Below are 4,263 nucleotides of genomic sequence, written 5' to 3'. Positions count from 1 at the left end.
CGACCCTACCGAAAGAACCAAACCTATGACCCTCAAACTTCATTGCTTCGGCGAAAGCGGCAACGCCTACAAAGCCGCACTAACGCTAGAACTGTCTGGCCTCCCTTGGGAGGCAATTTACGTAGACTTTTTTGGCGGCGAAACCCGCACGCCTGAGTACAAAGCGAACATCAACGAAATGGGCGAAGCACCCGTTTTGATCGACACCGATCACGACTACAAAATCACCCAATCCGGCGCGATCCAAGATTATGTTGTCCACCTCAGCGGTAAACTGACAGGCGCGACGCCAGAAGAACGCCGCGAAGTCCTGCGTTGGGTGCTGTGGGACAATCACAAACTGTCCTCCATTGCTGGCATGACGCGCTTCCTGATGAATTTTCTGCCAGAGGATAAGCGCCCCAAAGAGGTCATTACCTTCAACCAAGGCCGCCTCAAAGCCGCATATCAAACTTTGAACGATCATCTCGCAGATCGTGACTGGATCGTCGGCACCACAATCACCACCGCTGATATTTCCTGCTGTGGCTACCTGTTCTATCCAGAACCCTACGGTTTCGACCGCGCAGACTGGCCCCACCTTGATGCTTGGCTTACTCGGATCGAACAGACACCAGGCTGGAAACACCCCTATGATTTGATGCCCGGCAGCCCCACTGACCGCGCTTAAACGCGTGTGGGCTTGGCTAAAAACGCTCTTTTTTGGCGGTCATTTTGGGCAAAAACACCAGATTACAAAGCACCTTACCATTTGGAACGTCAATGATACGCACAACGTAGCTCTACGCATAAAAAGTGGATGCAATCATGCCTTCATCAAATTAAACCGAACAGAACTCAAACAGCTGCGCGACGCGGCTGACACAATACTTGCTCAAGAACAGGAGCCTATAATATGACCGAAGCTTATATTTACGACGCGCTACGCACACCGCGTGGCAAAGGACGCAAAGATGGCTCACTCCACGAAGTCACGTCGCTGCGCCTGTCTGCGCAAACACTCAACGCGGTTAAAGAGCGTAACAACCTAAACGGCCACGCCGTTGAGGACGTGATCTGGGGCAACGTTACGCAGGTGATGGAGCAAGGTGGCTGCCTTGCGCGCTCAGCCGTTCTTGCGTCCGATCTAGACGAACGCATTCCGGGTCTCGCGATCAACCGTTTTTGTGCGTCTGGCATGGAAGCTGTGAACCTCGCCGCCAACCAAATTCGGGGCGGCGCAGGCATGGGCTATATCGCAGGCGGCGTCGAAATGATGGGCCGTGTTCCGATGGGCTCTGATGGAGCAGCCATCGCGGTTGATCCCTCCATCGCGATGAAGCAATACTTCGTGCCTCAAGGCATTTCTGCCGATATCATCGCGACAGAGTATGGATTTACACGTGAAGAAGCCGATGCACTTGCAGTTGAATCCCAGCGCCGCGCCAAGGTTGCTTGGGATGATGGTCGTTTTGCCAATTCCGTGATCGGCATCAAAGACCAAAACGGTATCCCGATCCTTGATAACGACGAATACATGCGCCCACAAACAGACATGCAAAGCCTCGGTTCGCTAAATCCTGCGTTCCAAGCGATGGGCGAAGTCATGCCCGGTTTCGACAAGGTCGCACTGATGAAATACCCACATCTTGAGCGGATCAACCACATCCACCACGCAGGCAATTCATCCGGTATCGTGGATGGCGCAGCAGCGGTTTTGATCGGCAACAAAGAATTTGGCGAAAAGTACGGCCTAAAGCCACGCGCGAAAATTCGTGCAACTGCCAAGATCGGCACAGATCCGACCATAATGCTGACAGGCCCTGTTCCCGTTACCGAAAAGATCCTCGCGGACAACGGCATGACCATTTCCGACATCGACCTGTTCGAAGTGAACGAAGCCTTCGCAGCTGTCGTCTTGCGCTTCATGCAAGCGTTCAATGTGGACCACGACAAGGTTAACGTGAACGGCGGATCCATCGCAATGGGTCACCCCTTGGGTGCAACAGGCGCGATGATTATCGGCACACTTCTGGACGAGCTGGAACGCACAGGCAAAGGCGTTGGCCTTGCCACGCTTTGCATCGCGTCTGGCATGGGTGCCGCAACAATTATCGAACGCGTGTGAGGAGAACTGACATGACCGATTTTACAATGATCAAAGACGGCGACGCCATCGCAACAATCACATGGGATGCCATTGGCAAATCAATGAACGTGATGAGCGAACAAGGCTTTATCGACCTAGAAGCACATATCGACGACGCGCTGGATGACGAGGCCGTGAAAGGCATCATCATCACCTCTGGCAAAGAGGGCACGTTTGCGGGCGGTATGGATTTAAATGTTCTTGCCAAAATGAAGGCCGATGCGGGTGCCGAACCTGCGGTAGGTCTTTTCGCAGGCATCATGCAAATCCACGCCCTATTGCGCAAAATCGAACGCGCAGGCATGGACGCTAAGACCAACAAGGGCGGCAAACCGATTGCGTCTGTTCTGCCCGGCACGGCAGTTGGCATCGGCCTAGAACTGCCACTGGCTACACATCGCATCTTTGCGGCTGATAATCCAAAGGCCAAAATTGGCCTGCCAGAAATCATGGTCGGGATCTTCCCTGGCGCAGGTGGAACAACACGTTTCGTGCGCAAGATGGGCGCGATGGCGGCGTCACCCTATCTGCTGGAAGGCAAGCTGTTGAACCCTGCCAAAGCGAAATCAGCTGGTATGATCGACGAAGTGTCTGCTGATCCAATGGCCGACGCACGCGCATGGGTTTTGTCTGCCAAAGACGCAGACCTGCTGAAACCCTGGGATGCGAAAGGCTACAAAATGCCCGGAGGCGCGCCCTACCATCCAGCGGGTTTCATGACCTTCGTTGGAGCTTCTGCAATGGTAAATGCCAAGACCCAAGGCGCATTCCCTGCGGCCAAAGCACTGCTGTCAGCCGTCTATGAGGGCGCGCTTGTTCCCTTCGACACAGCCCTCAAAGTAGAGGCCCGTTGGTTCACCAACATTCTGATGAACCCCTCTTCTTCTGCGATGATCCGCTCTTTGTTCTTGAACAAAGAAGCGCTCGACAAAGGCGCGGTTCGCCCTGTGGATGTTCCAGATCAGCGCGTCAAAAAGCTGGGCGTCTTGGGTGCGGGTATGATGGGTGCAGGCATCGCACTTGTCTCCGCACAAGCCGGTATCGACGTCGTGTTGATTGACCAATCCCAAGAAAGCGCTGACAAGGGCAAGGCCTACGCCGCGACCTACATGGACAAGGGCATCGCACGTAAAAAGGCGACACCTGAGAAGAAAGACGCGCTGTTGAACATGATCACAGCGACGACAGATCTTGATGCTCTCAAAGGCTGCGATCTGATTATCGAAGCCGTGTTCGAAGACCCAAAAGTCAAGGCAGAGATCACAGCAAAGGTCGAAGCCGTGATCCCTGAGGATTGCATCTTTGCCTCCAACACCTCGACCTTGCCAATCTCTGACCTTGCCAAAGCGTCCAAGCGTCCAGAGCAGTTCATCGGTATTCACTTCTTCTCACCCGTTGAGAAAATGCGGCTGGTGGAAATCATCAAAGGTGCCGAAACGGGCGACCGCGCGGTGGCCAAAGCGCTCGACTATGTGCGCCAAATCCGCAAGACGCCCATCGTTGTGAATGACGCGCGCTTCTTCTACGCGAACCGATGCATCATTCCCTACATCAACGAGGGTGTCCGCATGGTTGGCGAAGGTGTTGAACCCGCACTCGTGGACAATGCCGCGCGTCAGCTTGGCTTCCCTGTTGGCCCACTTCAGTTGAACGATGAAACCTCGATCGACCTTGGCGTGAAGATCGCCAAAGCCACGAAAGAGGCGCTGGGTAATGCCTATGATGCGGGTGCCGCAGACGACGTTCTGTTCTACCTCTTTGATCAGGGCCGCATGGGTCGCAAGGCAAATGCGGGTTACTATGAGTACGACGAAAAGGGTAAGCGCGTCGGGATTTGGGGCGGTCTGCGTGACAAGTTCCCAGTGTCCGACGAACAGCCGAGCCTGATTGACGTGCAGCACCGCCTGATGTTCTCTCAATGCCTAGAGGCCGTACGTGCGCTTGAAGAAGGCGTTCTGATGGACATCCGCGAAGGCGACGTCGGCGCGATCCTTGGCTGGGGCTTTGCCCCCGCAACAGGTGGTCCACTATCATGGCTCGATATGCTGGGATCAGCTTACGCAGCTGAACGGTGTGACGAGCTGGAAGCACAGTTCGGCCAGCGCTTCAAATGCCCTGACCTTTTGCGCGAAATG

At 54.7% G+C, this 4,263-nt stretch carries 3 protein-coding genes; all 3 read left to right on the top strand.

Annotated elements, in window-relative coordinates; translation table 11 throughout:
* Positions 1-25: 25 nt before the first annotated feature.
* Positions 26-670 (top strand): glutathione S-transferase family protein, encoded by a 645-nt coding sequence (locus QZ279_RS01765; RefSeq protein ID WP_293447184.1) that lies wholly within the window; start codon positions 26-28, stop codon positions 668-670.
* A gap of 225 nt (positions 671-895) precedes the next feature.
* Positions 896-2,107: an acetyl-CoA C-acetyltransferase gene (locus QZ279_RS01760; protein WP_293447181.1), complete on the top strand. Its 1,212-nt coding sequence runs from the start codon at positions 896-898 to the stop codon at positions 2,105-2,107.
* An 11-nt stretch (positions 2,108-2,118) separates the two neighbouring features.
* On the top strand, positions 2,119-4,263 hold a 2,145-nt coding region (locus tag QZ279_RS01755; protein ID WP_293447180.1), incomplete at its 3' end, for a 3-hydroxyacyl-CoA dehydrogenase NAD-binding domain-containing protein.

It is taken from the genome of Planktotalea sp. (assembly GCF_018607965.1).
In the GTDB taxonomy this organism is placed as follows: domain Bacteria; phylum Pseudomonadota; class Alphaproteobacteria; order Rhodobacterales; family Rhodobacteraceae; genus Planktotalea.
Note: the sequence above shows the minus strand (reverse complement) of the source record. Positions and strands in the feature narration are given on the sequence as shown.